13 protein-coding genes are annotated in these 12,656 nt (G+C 57.4%); 7 read left to right on the forward strand and 6 right to left on the reverse strand.

Annotation, left to right across the window (positions count from 1 at the left end):
• The first annotated feature begins 5 nt into the window (after window positions 1-5).
• From J0F90_RS08100 to J0F90_RS08115, 4 genes are read left to right on the forward strand one after another with little or no spacing between them, the layout of a single operon-like run.
• A complete protein-coding gene (locus tag J0F90_RS08100; RefSeq protein ID WP_028127969.1) occupies window positions 6-560 on the forward strand; it encodes a fimbrial protein in 555 nt (184 codons plus the stop codon).
• A gap of 24 nt (window positions 561-584) precedes the next feature.
• Window positions 585-1,007 carry a hypothetical protein gene (locus J0F90_RS08105; protein ID WP_016928377.1) on the forward strand — a complete coding sequence of 141 codons (423 nt, stop codon included), beginning with the start codon at window positions 585-587 and terminating at the stop codon, window positions 1,005-1,007.
• A complete protein-coding gene (locus J0F90_RS08110) occupies window positions 1,004-2,392 on the forward strand; it encodes an FKBP-type peptidyl-prolyl cis-trans isomerase N-terminal domain-containing protein (RefSeq protein ID WP_033640838.1) in 1,389 nt (462 codons plus the stop codon). Before J0F90_RS08105 ends, J0F90_RS08110 begins: the two co-directional genes overlap by 4 nt.
• Window positions 2,389-3,090: a helix-turn-helix domain-containing protein gene (locus J0F90_RS08115; protein ID WP_102025902.1), complete on the forward strand. Its 702-nt coding sequence runs from the start codon at window positions 2,389-2,391 to the stop codon at window positions 3,088-3,090. Before J0F90_RS08110 ends, J0F90_RS08115 begins: the two co-directional genes overlap by 4 nt.
• Before the next feature lie 17 nt (window positions 3,091-3,107).
• Here J0F90_RS08115 and J0F90_RS08120 read toward each other — a convergent pair whose 3' ends face one another.
• The 4 genes from J0F90_RS08120 to deoC form a co-directional block, all read right to left on the reverse strand.
• A complete protein-coding gene (locus tag J0F90_RS08120; RefSeq protein ID WP_033640837.1) occupies window positions 3,108-4,475 on the reverse strand; it encodes an L-serine ammonia-lyase in 1,368 nt (455 codons plus the stop codon).
• Window positions 4,476-4,568: 93 nt separating this feature from the next.
• Window positions 4,569-5,867, reverse strand: coding sequence for an HAAAP family serine/threonine permease (locus J0F90_RS08125; RefSeq protein ID WP_004938697.1), 1,299 nt, complete (start codon window positions 5,865-5,867; stop codon window positions 4,569-4,571).
• Between the two features lie 979 nt (window positions 5,868-6,846).
• Window positions 6,847-7,611: a DNA-binding transcriptional repressor DeoR gene (deoR, locus tag J0F90_RS08130; RefSeq protein WP_033640836.1), complete on the reverse strand. Its 765-nt coding sequence runs from the start codon at window positions 7,609-7,611 to the stop codon at window positions 6,847-6,849.
• A gap of 151 nt (window positions 7,612-7,762) precedes the next feature.
• Window positions 7,763-8,443, reverse strand: a complete 681-nt coding sequence (gene deoC / locus J0F90_RS08135; protein WP_016928371.1) for a deoxyribose-phosphate aldolase — start codon at window positions 8,441-8,443, stop codon at window positions 7,763-7,765.
• A 219-nt stretch (window positions 8,444-8,662) separates the two neighbouring features.
• Here deoC and J0F90_RS08140 point away from each other — a divergent pair, with 219 nt between their 5' ends.
• Complete coding sequence (locus J0F90_RS08140; RefSeq protein ID WP_033640835.1) at window positions 8,663-9,496, forward strand: aldose epimerase family protein; 834 nt, start codon at window positions 8,663-8,665, stop codon at window positions 9,494-9,496.
• A gap of 36 nt (window positions 9,497-9,532) precedes the next feature.
• On the opposite strand, the gene ybjG is transcribed toward J0F90_RS08140, so the two are convergent.
• The gene (gene ybjG, locus J0F90_RS08145) at window positions 9,533-10,138 is read right to left on the reverse strand and encodes an undecaprenyl-diphosphate phosphatase (RefSeq protein ID WP_028127970.1); all 606 of its coding nucleotides are present in this window, start codon (window positions 10,136-10,138) and stop codon (window positions 9,533-9,535) included.
• A 5-nt stretch (window positions 10,139-10,143) separates the two neighbouring features.
• Window positions 10,144-10,878, reverse strand: coding sequence for a phosphatase PAP2 family protein (locus tag J0F90_RS08150; protein ID WP_033640834.1), 735 nt, complete (start codon window positions 10,876-10,878; stop codon window positions 10,144-10,146).
• 281 nt (window positions 10,879-11,159) lie between these two features.
• Here J0F90_RS08150 and eco point away from each other — a divergent pair, with 281 nt between their 5' ends.
• Both eco and J0F90_RS08160 read left to right on the forward strand, forming a co-directional pair.
• Window positions 11,160-11,672 (forward strand): serine protease inhibitor ecotin, encoded by a 513-nt coding sequence (gene eco, locus J0F90_RS08155; RefSeq protein WP_016928367.1) that lies wholly within the window; start codon window positions 11,160-11,162, stop codon window positions 11,670-11,672.
• A gap of 471 nt (window positions 11,673-12,143) precedes the next feature.
• A complete protein-coding gene (locus J0F90_RS08160) occupies window positions 12,144-12,512 on the forward strand; it encodes a hypothetical protein (protein WP_071796762.1) in 369 nt (122 codons plus the stop codon).
• Window positions 12,513-12,656: the final 144 nt, after the last annotated feature.

The following is a 12,656-nucleotide window of genomic DNA, read 5'->3' on the forward strand; positions in this document are numbered from 1 at the left end:
GCGTCATGCGCGCGACAGAGACGAACCGGCGCCGGAGCGCGCTGTTGGGGGCTGGCATGGTCATGGCGGCCGGCATAATGGCGCAGTCGGCGACTGCGGCGGAAAACATGCGCTTTCACGGCACGCTGGTGGCCGAGCCGTGCGTCATTCAGCCAGGGGATGAGGACATTCCGCTGGATTTCGGCACCATCGTCGACAAATACCTGTATCTGAACACCCGCTCCCACAGCCAAACCTTCGCGTTGCACCTGACCGAGTGCGATCTCAGCCTGGGCAATACGGTGGCTATCACGTTTACCGGCACCGAGAACGCCAAACTGCCCGGCCTGTTGGCGTTGGATGCCGGCAGCCTGGCGTCGGGGATCGGCATCGGGCTGGAGGACAGCAGCGGCAAGGCGCTGCCGCTCAATCGCGCCAGCGATAAATTCCGCCTGAATGCCGGCAACACCACGCTTACGCTGCAGGCCTATGTGCAAGGGGAGCCGGAGGCTATCCAGACGAAGTCCATCGGCCGCGGCACTTTCAGCGCGGTGGCCACTTTTACGTTGGAATACGAATAAGCGTCTACAAGGACAAGAAACGCAATGATGAGAAAGCACGTCAATCACGCCCTGCGCATGGGGCTGCTGTGCCTGTTGGCGTTGAGCGCCGCCGCTTGCCAAAGCCAAAAGTCGGGCAAGCCCGCCGTGAACACTAAAAATCAGGTTGTGCAACCTCCGTCAGAAGAGGCTTTGCGCAAGCAGCGTGAGGCCGAGCAGCTGCAGCAGTGCCAGCAGCAACTGGGGGCATTGCGCGCGATCGACGAGAAACAGTATCAGCGCTATAAGCAGGCCTTCGACAGCCTGATGAGCGGCGCTTCGCAGTACGCCAGCCTGCGCGCCAGGGTAAACGGCGACACGCAGGCGACGGTGGATGCGCTGTATCGCTACAAGGTCAACTATCTGTGCGCCGGGGTGAATCAGGCGGTGTTGACCGGCTTGGCGGATCGCGGGGAGCAGATTAAATGAGGCTGCGCCAGCTGGGCTGCGTCGCTCTGCTGTTCTCCGGCGTCGCGCTGGCGGACGACGGCGTGCCGGCGCTGCTGCAGTTTGCCGAGCAGTATCAACGGCAAAACACCGTGCCGACGAACGAAAAAGCGGCGCCAGCCGACCGCGGGGCGGGACAAAAAAGGCCTGAGCCGGCAAAGCGCACGTCGGGCGCCAACCAGCCTGCTTCATCGGCCAAAGCTTTTACGCTGACCCAGGAATTATTGGCGCGTGATCAACAGCTGGCGCGTCAGCGAATGGAACTGACGATGTTGCGCCAGGAACTCGCCGCGTTGCGGGCGGAGAAAGCGACGCCATCCGTCGCGACGTTGCCGGACTCGTCAACGCTTCAGCAGTGGATCGCCGGGCTGGGCGCCGCCTGGCGCGGTTCGCCCGATGCGCAGCGCGCCGAGGCGCTGTTGCGTCAGGCGACGCAGGAAACCGCCAAAAGCAGAGCGGCGGCGGCGCAGGCCGAACGGCGCGTTACCGAGCTGGAATCTGCCGCGCAGGCATCGGCACAGACGCTTGCACAACGCCAACGGGAGCACCAGGAGGCGTTGCACGCTCTGCGCGCTGCGTTGGAAGAGAGCGAGCAGAAGCGGGCCGGTGAGCAGAAAGTGACCCAGCAGACGCGCGAAGCGCTATTGGCGCTGCATAAGCGGCTGCAATGGGAAGTGACGCCGGAGCAGTTGAAGGATGAACGCAAGCGTTTGTCCTATGCGGCGGGCAGTGCGCTGGGGCGGGACATTCAGGGGGTAGTGGCGGCGCGTCAAAGCTGGGGCGTACCGGTGGACCGCGACAGCCTGTTGGCGGGCGTCATCGATAGCGTCTCGGGGCGTTTGCGGCTGCCGCCGGATGAACTGGATGCGCTGACGGCGCAGGCGGATGCCGCCGCCGTGGCCGCGCGTGAGAAACGCGTTAACGAACAGCGGCGGCGTGATGAAGATTACCTGGCGCGATTCAGTCAACAAAAGGGCGTAAAGCAGTCGGCGATGGGCTTTTGGTATCGGGTGGATTACGCCGGGGAGGGCGCGCTGGCGCCAACGGCGGTGGTCGATGTGGTCGTGAAGGAGAAGTTGACCGACGGTACGGTGATCCAGGATATGGAACTGAGCGGCAAGGTGCTGTCGCAACCGCTGTCCGAGTATCCGCCGCTGTTCAGGGAGGCGATAAGCCATCTGCACAACCACGGTTCGCTGACGATGGTTGTGCCGCCGGCGCTGGCCTACGGCGAAACCGGCTACCCGCCGAAAGTGCCACCTAACGCCACCATGATTTATGAATTACGCATCGACAACAGTCAGGCGCCGGCAAAGGGCGCTCAGGCGGTTAAACGGGAAGCCGGAACGGCGGGAGGGCAGGGATGAACACGATGATAAAAATCGCGCTATTTGATGAAAACCGTTACTTCAGCGCCGGCTGGCAGGAGGCTCTGGCGCTGCACTTCAGCACTTACGGCAAGCGCACGCTGTTACTGGATGCGCAGCAGGTTCACGAAGCCGATCTGGTGTTCTGCTATTTTCCTCCCGGCGTGCAAAGCTGTTTTTGTCACTTCTTTGAGACGCAGACCGCGGGGCGCAAAACGCTGTATTTCTCGTTGCGAACGCCGGAGGGGCGGCATAAGCGCACCGTTGGGAACCGTTGCGCGCTGGAGGCCGGTGTTATCTACCACGATACGCCGTTGGTCTCGGCGCTGTATCAGGTGAGCGCCGAGCTGGAACGGCGCAGCAAATGGCCGGGCAGGCCGGGTTGTGGCAGGAACTGCATATGCCAGCACCGCGGCCTGACGCTGCGCGAACAGGAGATCATGCGCTGTATGACGCGGGAGATGGGGGTGACGCAAATCGCACGGATGCTGGACATCAGCGTGAAAACCGTCAGCAACCACAAGATGAGCGTTATGCGCAAAATGGGATTCCGGCGTAATGCCGAGCTTTATGGGTGGCTGCGACACAGCGCCCGTCCCGGCGCCATGGGGCTCGAACCGGCATTCAGCCGGGCGTTGCGGCAGGGAAGGAACGGCATTGAGACGGCGCCGGCCAAATCGGACCGGCCGGCGCCTTAAGTGCCTTACCGTGGCGATCAGTTGCAGGCCACGACCTTGATCGCCAGCCCGCCCTGTGAGGTTTCGCGGTATTTGGCGTTCATGTCTTTGCCGGTTTCGTACATGGTTTCGATGACCTTATCCAGACAAACCCGCGGTTGGCTGGTGCGGCGCATCGCCATGCGCGCGGCATTGACTGCCTTGACGGCGGAAATGGCGTTGCGTTCGATGCAAGGCACCTGAACCTGGCCGGCGAGCGGATCGCAGGTCAGTCCCAAATGGTGCTCCATGGCGATCTCCGCCGCGATGCACACCTGCGCCGGGCTGCCGCCCAGCAGCTCGGTCAACCCGGCCGCCGCCATCGAGCAGGCGACGCCCACTTCCCCCTGGCAACCCACTTCGGCGCCGGAGATCGAGGCGTTCATCTTGTACAGCGCGCCAATCACGCCGGACGCCAGGAAGTAGCGGGTGTAGGAATTGGCGTTCACCGGGCGGATGAACTTGTCGTAGTAGGCCAGCACCGCAGGGATGATGCCGCAGGCGCCGTTGGTCGGGGCGGTAACCACGCGGCCACCGGCGGCGTTCTCTTCGTTGACCGCCAGCGCGAACATGTTGATCCAATCGACCACGTTCATCGGGTCGATATTGTTCTTGTCTCCGGTCACCAGAATGCGGCGCAGCGCGGCGGCGCGGCGCGGCACCTTCATCGGGCCGGGCAGCAGGCCTTCGGTGTTGATGCCGCGCTCAATACCGGCGCTCATCACCTGCCAGACGTCGGCGAAGTGCGCGTCGATATCCGCTTTGCTGCGCAGCGCCAGCTCGTTCTGCATCACCAGGCCGGACAACGACAGCCCGGTCTCTTTGCAATGCTGCTGCAAATCGTGCGCCGATTTGAACGGGTAGGGCACCGGCGTTGCGCCCTCGGCGGACTGGCCGAAGTGCTCTTCGTCGACGATGAAACCGCCGCCGATCGAGTAATAGGTTTTGCTGTGCAGCAAGCGTTCACCGGCGAAGGCGCGGATGCGCATGCCGTTTTCGTGCAGCGGCAGGTTATCGCCGTGGAAATTCATGCCGCCATGCTGCGGGAAATCCACCTCGTGGTGGCCGTTGGCCAGCGGCAGGCGGCCGCGCTGTTCGACGTCGCGGATAAAGCCCGGAATGCTGTCGATGTCCACGTCGTGCGGCAGGTTGCCGGCCAGGCCCATGATGATGGCGATATCGGTATGGTGGCCTTTACCGGTTAACGACAGCGAACCGTACACGTCGACCACCACGCGGGTGGTGTCCTGCAGCTGCTGGTGGGCGATCAGATCGTCAATGAACTGTTTGCCGGCTTTCATCGGACCAACGGTGTGAGAACTGGATGGGCCAATGCCAATTTTGAAAATATCGAAAACGCTGACCATGGTCTCGCCTCCTTCTTCAGGTTTCAGGCGGTGAATACGGGAAATGGGGGCAGTGCGGGAGGGCCGGCGCGCAGCGGCGCCGGCCGGACGTGATTAGCCGAGCAGGCTGAACACGATAGCAGAGATGGCGATCAGACCCATCACAACCACAAATACGTTGCTGATGTGGCCGCTGTACTTGCGCATGGCAGGCACTTTACGGATGGCGTACATCGGCATCAGGAACAGCAGCATGGCGATGATTGGGCCACCCAGGGTTTCGATCATGCCCAGGATGCTCGGGTTCAGGGTGGCGACGATCCAGGTGGTCACCAGCATGAAGATAGCGGTCATGCGGTTCAGCTTGGCGGTGCTGACGGTTTTTCCGCGGCTCTTCATTGACTTGGCAACCAGGCCGTTGAAGCCTTCACGGGCGCCCAGGTAGTGGCCCAGGAACGATTTGGTGATGGCGACGAAGGCGATAACCGGCGCGATGTACTCGATCATCGGGTTGTTAAAGTGGTTAGCCAGGTAAGACAGAATCGAGATGTTCTGCGCCTTGGCTTCCGCCAGGTTTTCCGGCGTCAGGCTCAGCACGCAGCTGAACACGAAGAACATCACGGTCAGCACCATCATGATGTGCGCGTAAGCCAGAATGCGGGAGCATTTCTTCTCGGCGTCCGCGCCGTACTCTTCGCGTTTGGCGACGGCGAAGGCGGAGATGATCGGCGAGTGGTTGAAGGAGAACACCATCACCGGGATCGCCAGCCACAGAGTCATGATCAGGCCGTGACCCATGCCGGTACCGCTGCCGGACAGCGACACGTTTTCGAAGATGGCGCCGGTCCAGTTAGGGATCAGGTATACCGCCAGCAGCATCAGCACCGCTACGAACGGGAAGACCAGGATGCTCATGGTTTTCACGATGGCCTGCTCACCGAAGCGCACGATGGTCATCAGGCCGACGATCAGGATCAGCGACAGGATGGCGCGCGGCGGCGACGTCATGCCCAACTGGTGGGTGATGAAGCTGTCGACGGTATTGGTGATCGCCACGCTGTAAACCAACAGAATCGGGTAGATGGCGAAGAAGTACAGCAGGGTGATCAGTTTACCGGCGGTGATGCCGAAGTGCTCTTCCACCACGGCGGTGATGTCTTCACCGGGATTTTTGCCGGACAGAACGAAACGGCACAGGCCGCGGTGGGCAAAGAAGGTCATCGGGAAAGCGATGATGGCCATGATGATCAGAGGAATCAAACCGCCGATGCCGGCGTTGATGGGCAAGAACAGGACGCCTGCGCCGATGGCGGTGCCGTACAGGCCCAACATCCACATGGTATCCGTTTTACGCCAGGTACTGCTGGAGCCCGAGGCCGCAGAGGCAATTGTGCCGGTCTGTGTAGTGTCCATAAATATCTCCGAAGTGAACACGAATTTAAAATTAAAAGGCAAAACTTAAGGTTAAACCGTCAAACGTCCTATTCAGGCAACGCTTGCGGTAAGAATCAGGTGTTGCTTGCGGGGATGTTTTGGCGTCCCCCTGGTTGTTTATTGCGTTCATTACCAAGGCACAGCGCCGGGTAATTCACTAAAGACTTTTCACCTTCACGGGTGATAAAAGTCGTTACCGCTGCCGACAGGTCATTGCCTGTCGATTTTTGTTGGCGGCAAGATAACGATTTACAGTAGAAACAACCGTGATCCTGCTCTCAAATGCGTAATATGTGCAGTTATCTGCTTTTTCATCGATTTTTCGCGCATTTGTTGCACATTTGTGTAAGATTTTGTGCTGAGAACGCTCTCATAAAAATTTCTGCGATTATGTGGCTTGTACAATAATTAGCCGGATAAAGCGCTGTGCCCAGCAGCAAGCCGAGCAATATATTTTATGCGTGGTTTTGGATCTAGCTAAAAACCCGGATTAAGCAGTTTTAGTGATGTGGATCACATTGTGTTTTTAAGGTAAATTGAATTTATCTTTTTGTTTTTAATGATTTTTATTTAAAATTCACCGCTAGTAACGAAGGGAAATTACTTACGTGGTTAGCGGATAAAAATGCGTAACCATTCATCATATAAATAACAGATACCTAACAGGTATTGGTGAGATTTGCTGCAATCGCGTAAACCGCCGTTTATTTAAACTTCCTGGCCTTTGGCACGATTTATCATATAAAAGCCATAAATAGCCGTTAATTCACCCAGCCGACCGCGTGTTTAGCCTGCGAAAAAATAATCACTCGGGTGAGCTGTTGCATTTTATTAACCTGATGTTGCGTGCGGATAAGCGAAAAACGCGAATTGATTGCGCATTATTTGTTCATTTTCCGGCGGGGAAAGAGGGATATCGACGCGGTGCGCCGTCGGTTATGACGGCGCTGAAGGCGAATTAATAGCGGATAGCGATGGCGTTGTCGTTGAAGAACGCCAGGAAGTCGGCGCCCGGCTGGCGATCGGTGATCACCCGATCGAACTGCATCAGCGGGCCGATGCAGGCCGGCTTGGTTTTGCCGAACTTGCTGTGGTCTGCCACCAGGATCTTTTGCTGCGCCATCGCCATGGCGCGATGCTTCATCTCCAGCTCGTCGAAGTTGAAGCAGGTGGCGCCGTGCTGCAGGCTGAGGCCGGCGGCGGAGATAAAGGCGATGTTCGGGCAGATGTGATCGAGCTCGTTGCGGCCGCCGACGCTGGAAAAGATGTAGTTGTTCGGCTTGAACTCGCCGCCGCACAGAACCACCTTGCAGTTCGGTTTGTCCTGCAGCGCCAGGAAGGTGTTCAGCGAATGACACACGGCGGTGAAAGCCAGCTCGTCGGCGATGGCGTCGATGATCGCCGGGGTGGTGGTGCCGCAGTCAAAAAACACCGTGTCGTTTTCATTGATCAGCGGCGCTGCCAGCAGTCCGATGCGCCGTTTCTCCGTGACCTGTTTGGCTTTTTGATCGGAAACGAAGTAGTTGGTCACGCCGTTGCTGCGCGGATCGGTCACCACGTAGCCGCCGAGCAACACCACGGCCGCCGGTTCGGCGCTTAGATCGCGGCGAATGGTCATCTCCGAGACCCCCAGCAGCGCGGCGGCTTCTTTCAGGTGGATCTTGTCAGCGCGTTTTAACGCCTGAACTAACCGGTTGATACGTTCTTCGCGCCGCGTTTCCATAGATCCGTCTTCCCACAGGTAATAGAGATAAAAGGCGAGCCGGCATTTCCGACGCTAAACACAACGATGCGGGGCAATATCGGGCCGCATCAGCCGCCCGTATTGTCCCGCATCGGAGTGTATGGCCATGCCCGTCAGGGCGAGCCGACGATCAGTAGCTGCCCGCCGCCGGCTGGGCGCCGGAGACGATGGCGACGCCGGAGCTGGTGCCGATACGCGTGGCGCCGGCTTTGATCATCTTCTCGGCGGTGGCGCGATCGCGCACGGCGCCGGAAGCTTTCACGCCCATTTCGCTGCCCACGGTCTCGCGCATCAGTTTGACGTGCTCTTCCCGAGCGCCGCCGGTGCTGAAGCCGGTGGAGGTTTTCACGAAGGCGACATCGAGTTCGCGACACATTTCACAAACCTGGACGATCTGCGCATCGCTGAGCAGGCAGGTTTCCAATATTACCTTCAACGGGATCGCCGCGCAAACCTCGCGCACGGCGGCGATGTCGGCTTTCACTTCGTCCAGCAGGCCGCTTTTCAACCAGCCGACGTTGATCACCATGTCGATCTCTTGCGCGCCGGCGGCGATCGCCGCTTTGGCTTCAAAGGCTTTGGCGACGGTCAGGCCGGCGCCCAGCGGGAAACCGATCACCGAGCAGACTTTCACGGTGCTTTCCTGCAGCAGCTGGGCCGCCAGCGGCACATAGCCGGAGTTGACGCATACCGCATAGAAGTTGTGCTGCTGCGCTTCTTCGCACAGTTTGGCGATCTGCATTTCGGTGGCGTCCATGGCCAGCAGGGTGTGGTCAACATAGCTGGCGTAATCGATGCTTTCGGTGGTCATCGCGGTTCCTTAGTGAAGTTGAGAAAAGAGCATGGATAGGTAATGTGAAAATAATAACATTCCAACATCGATAAACCTAGCGGGATTTGAAAAATGTCGACGAGATCATAGTTACTTCACTGTTATCTGTATAACTTAGGGGAGAGTTATTTGTTATTTTAATAACATTTTCAGTGGCTGCTCGCGGCCTGCACGGGCGAAACGTCGAGGGGAAAAAAGATGGAGATCAACATCGATCTGGCTCCTGAAGCTTTCGGGACGCATCGGCAGGAACTGTTCCGCAACGCGGATTTCGCGGTGAGCGCGCATCGCTGCGCAGAACGCGGGCTGATGCTGACGCTGGCGAATTGCCGTGGCGCGCTGAGGGTTTTACCGTATCAGGGCCTCGCGATCTGGGACGCTGAGTTTGACGGTCATTCGCTGAAATCGGGCCGCCGCAGCGCGCGGGGCGCCGGAAGAAAGCGCGCTGACGACGCCGCGTTCTGTCCCGCCTGGCCGGGTCACGACGGCGCGCCGATCCAGATGCAACGCGTGTGGCTGCAGCTGGCGGGCGATGAGCTGACGTTGCACGGTGAAGGCGAGCGGTTGGGCGAGCGTTGGCGCATCGGCCCGGCGCTGCGTCTGGCGGCCCAGAGCGCGCAGTTCGCCATAGAGATGAAGATTACCAACCTGGGCGAGCGGCCGCAGCCGCTGCGCTATGTTTGCCGCCTCAACTATGATTGCATTCCCGACGCGGTATTCCGCCAGAACCTGCCGACGCCGGCTTTGTCAGGGGATACGATCGGGCAGGAACTGCTGTGCTCCGACGATCTGACGCGCTACGTGGATCAGGCCGAGTTCTTTATGCTGGCGCCGCAAGGCCGCCGCTATGTGACGCGTTTTGCCACCGGGCAATTCAACTATGGCCTGCGGCGCATCGCTGTCCAGGGCAACAGGCGGCTGCTGGCTTTTATCCAGCCGGCGAACTGCCGCCCGAATGCGCCAGAGGGTGAGGGGGTGATGCTGGGAGCGGGAAAAACGCGGGCGTTTTGCGTGACCACCGGCGTGGTGTGAAAGCAGGGGCGGTAACGCCCCTGTCATGTTATGCGGTTATTCTTTCACCCAGCCGCGGCGAATGGCGAAGGCAAACAGGAAGCGATACAGACGCGACAGCTTGTCGGCGAGGACATCACCGAACAGATTCCATACCAGCTGAGCGAACAGGCAGCCGACCAGGCCGAGCAGGAAACCGCCGACCATATCCAGCGGCCAGTGCACGCCGAGGTAAACGCGTGACCAGGCGATGCCGACGGCGACAATCATCAGCAGCGCGCCGGACCAGACCCGGTGCCAGAACAGGAACGCCAGCGCAAAGGTAAAGATGGCGGTGCCGTGATCGCTGGGGAACGAGCTGTCCGGTGCGTGCGCCAGGAAGGTATAACCCACGCCGGCGACGAACGGACGCTCATGCGGCAGCAGCGCGCCGATAGCGGAGGCGGCAAGCATGGCGAACAGCAGCGCGATCGTGGTTTTCGCCACCACTTCGCGCTGTGAAACCAGCTGGCTTCGCGGCCCCCACAGCCACAGGCCGACGATCAGCAGCGGCACGATAATGATAAGATCGCGCGCCAAAAAGGTGGCGAAATCGATCATCCATTCGGGAGATGCCGGGGTCGCATTGATCCAGGCGAAAAGAACATGGTTTAACTGCTCCATAACCGTTACCTCATCTTGCGGCGCCAATAGCCGCTAATCATCCAATAAATAGCCAACTGGCTTAACCAAACCCACCAACCCGCCCACAGGTTATGGGTAAGAAAATGTGCGCCGCGCATGATCTGACCAAAGCCCATCAACATGCCGAGCGCAATGCCGCCGCACCAGCAGCACCAGGCCAGGCGCGGGCGCTGCGGATAAAACAGGAAAAATAACGCCATGACCGCGAAACCGCTCGAGGCGTGCCCGCCGGGGAAACAGCGACCGGGGCCCGGCAGCGCCGGTATCGCGCCGAATAAAGGGAAGGACATCGCCTTGCCGCCGTACTCGATCAGATCCCACGGACAGGAGTGCGCGCTGGTGGCCTTGAGAATGCCCACCACCAGCGGGCCGATGCCGAGAAGCAGCATGCTGACAATCAGGCGCGCGCTGCGGCGATAGATGCCCCAAAACAGCGTGAGCACCGCTCCCACGATCACTATCTGCTTCAACAGACGGTGATTGATCAGATCCAGCCAATAATTGTTTTGCCACGGGAAATGCCCGCTGGCGGCATCGTACCAATAATTGCTGATCGCCCAGTCCAGCTGTTCGTTGCGGGAGAGCCACAGGAATACCAAACCGCTGATCAGCAGGCCAAAAACTTGCCAACGGTAAAAGGATGTCGGCAGGGAGTAAAGGGCGGTTGTCTTAATTTGCTGTGCCGTTGAGGATTGATTTAATGACGATTCTGGATTCACGCGCAGGCTCGGTGACAGGATTGAATAGCGCCACTGTAATAATTCTGTCTTAAGAAAACCTTAGTCCTGCGGCAAGAGAACCCTCCGCTTGGGCGCCGGTCAGCGCGTGTTTCTCTCGTCTTAATCGGCGGTTTTTTGGGGTATTGCTCCGGTTAATGGGTTATATCGGGCGATTGTCACTATTTATAGCCTATTGTAAAGAAGATTAAACTTGTGGCGAGCATGGCGGTAGTGTATTAGTTTATAGGCGGATTATTTGACAAAAAGTGTAGGGATAAAACATGAACAAGGCATCCGTTGTATTTTCCGGCCTGCTGATGGCCGTTTCCGCCGGCGCTATGGCGGCGACCTCTGGCGATGACGCAGACATGAGCAAACAGCCGCTGGAAAAAGTCGCGCCTTACCCGAAAGCCGAGAAGGGCATGAATCGCCAGGTGATCTACCTGCCGAAGCAAGAGCACGAAGAGAACTACAAGGTCGAACTGCTGATCGGCAAGACGCTGGAAGTGGACTGCAACCGCCATATGATCGGCGGCACGCTGGAGACCAAAACCCTGTCCGGCTGGGGTTACGACTACCTGGTGCTGGAGAAGCTGTCTGAACCGGCCTCGACCATGATGGCCTGCCCGGACAACACCAAGACCAAGCAATTCATCGCCGCCAACCTGGGCGACGCCGCGATGCAGCGTTACAACAGCCGCCTGCCGATCGTGGTGTATGCGCCGAAAGACGCGGAAGTGAAATACCGCATCTGGAAAGCCGAAGATACCGTAAGCCAGGCTGAATCAAAGTAATCCGCGATTAGCGCTGTGAATACATGATCTTGTACCAAGCCGTTTGAAGAGCATTTTGCAATTATATGCGGCTCTTCAGGCGGTTTTTTATTTTCAGTCAGGAAAGCCGAGTGCTTAGCCAAATTTTTTCAACCTACAGAGGGAAAATAGAAAGTGACTCAAGCTAACAAGGTTAATATCCTTGGTTTAATGGCGTTTTTTTAATTCTCACTCGCAATATCCTCATTTTTATCCCCCTTTATCTCTGATTATATTGTTGTGAATTGCAATTATTTGGCTAATAACAAACCGTTTTGGTTACATAAATAAAAATATTCTTATTAATCATTTTATTGTTGTTTTATTGATTTTATTTAATGGCAAAGAGATGGAAATTAATTATTGTGCTGCTAGATTCATCAATGTAATTAGCTCCACGGCAATTACATTGTTCGCTAATTAATATCTAAAAAAACTTACGAGGATATTCCAATGGCTGATTGTAAATGCAATGAACAAGATCCGCATGCTCAAAATGAACATGTTGCTGATTTTACTGCGGTTGGATTTTCGCAAAAAACACCGGCGCCGGTACCTGTAGACCTTAAGCAGCAGGGGGTATTGGCGCTTAAACTTTCGGTTTGCGTTGGGGCCAGTTATAACCCAGCAAACAACCAAATTTGTTTTACCATTCCTATCTACGGTGACTTTTGCGTTTCTTCGCCTATTCCAATTCCCATTGGTGGGCAGCTTAAAGTGTGCGCAGAGACCTGTGGTTCCTTTATTCCTACGGGGTTGAAGGCCACTATTTATCTGAACGGTTCCGTTCTGTTCTCTGTCGTTCTTTTTGGCGCTTGTTAATGTAAAAAGAAAAGCAAGGCACCTTAGATGTCTTGCTTTTTTTGATATTAAGATATTGATATGGCCGTTGTTGGGTTCAGACCCAATTGCTAATTAATACAGCCACTCCTTTCTCACTCTTTCTGCAATCAAACCTTGGGAAAT

The sequence above is a fragment of the Serratia marcescens subsp. marcescens ATCC 13880 genome (assembly GCF_017299535.1).
In the GTDB taxonomy this organism is placed as follows: domain Bacteria; phylum Pseudomonadota; class Gammaproteobacteria; order Enterobacterales; family Enterobacteriaceae; genus Serratia; species Serratia marcescens.